The organism is Sphaerisporangium rhizosphaerae (genome assembly GCF_042665155.1).
GTDB classification, from domain to species: Bacteria; Actinomycetota; Actinomycetes; order Streptosporangiales; family Streptosporangiaceae; genus Sphaerisporangium; species Sphaerisporangium rhizosphaerae.
Genome location: NZ_JBHTCG010000086.1, coordinates 1 through 1,333, shown reverse-complemented (window position 1 = coordinate 1,333; position 1,333 = coordinate 1). Strand labels below are relative to the sequence as shown.

1 protein-coding gene is annotated in these 1,333 nt (G+C 64.7%); it reads right to left on the bottom strand.

All coding sequences use genetic code 11. From position 1 onward, the window contains the following. Positions 1-1,284, bottom strand: a 1,284-nt coding sequence (locus tag ACFQSB_RS40160; RefSeq protein ID WP_380832600.1) for an IS630 family transposase, incomplete at its 3' end; no start/stop codon positions are given. Positions 1,285-1,333: the final 49 nt, after the last annotated feature.

Sequence of the window (1,333 nt, the reverse complement as noted above, 5' to 3'; positions counted from 1 at the left end):
TTCGAGGATCTCCTCGGCGGTCTTGGTCCATACGAAGGGTTTGGGGTTCTGGTTCCAGTGGGCGATCCAGGCGCGGATGTCCTTTTCCAGGGACTGGACGCTCTTGTGGACTCCGCGGCGGATGAGCTGGTCGGTCAGGTGACCGAACCACCGCTCGACCTGGTTGATCCAGGAGGAGCCGGTCGGGGTGAAGTGCATGTGAAAGCGGGGATGGCGGGCCAGCCAGGCTTTGATCTGCGGGGTCTTGTGGGTGCCGTAGTTGTCGCAGATCAGATGGACATCCAGCTCGGCCGGCACCCTCTTGTCGATCGTGACCAGGAACTTCTTGAACTCCGCAGCCCGGTGCTGGCGGTGCAGTTCGCCGATGACACTGCCGTCGGCGATGTTGAACGCGGCGAACAGGCTGGTGATCCCGTTGCGGACGTAGTCGTGGGTGCGCCGTTCGGGCATGCCCGGCATCATCGGCAGCACCGGCTGGGAGCGGTCGAGTGCTTGGATCTGGGACTTCTCATCCACACACAAAACCACCGCCCGCTCGGGCGGATTGTGATACAGCCCGACGACATCGACGACCTTCTCCACGAACAGTGGGTCGCTCGACAGCTTGAAAGTGTCGGCCTGGTGCGGCTTGAGCCCGAAGTCCCGCCAGATCCGCCCGATGGTGGACTTACTGAGCCCGCTGCGCTCGGCCATCGATGCCCGCGACCAGTGTGTGGCGTTCTTCGGTGTCTGCTCCAACGTCGCCACGACCACTTGCTCGACCTGGTCCAAGGTGATCGACGGCGGACGGCCCGGCCGCTGTTCGTCGACCAGGCCATCCAGTCGTAACCGGATGAACCGCGAACGCCACTTGGACACCGTGGCCGGATCCACCCGCAGCTCATCGGCGACCTGCTTGTTGTCCTTGCCCTGCGCGCACGCCAGCACGATCTTCGAACGCATCGCCAGGATCTGGGACGACTTCGCACGCCGCGCCCACCGCTGCAACGTCACCCGCTCGGCCTCACTCAGCGTCAACCCCGCCTTGGGCCGCCCCGGCAGGGCCTCCTCCACCAAAGCCCGCACCCCGCCTCGCGCGAACACCGAACGCCACTTGCGCACGGTGTGCACCGAAACCCCCAGCTCCCGCGACACCTGCGCGTTACTGGCACCCGACTGCGCGCACGCCAGCACGATCCGCGCCCGCACCGCCAACCCCGACGACTCGGCCGACAACTCCACCAACCGAGCACGCTCGGCATCGGTCAGCTTGATCTCCACCGCGGACGGCCCCGAAGACGACATACGGCAATCATAGAAATTTAAGTGACGAATTTCAGGCGCATGACACTAG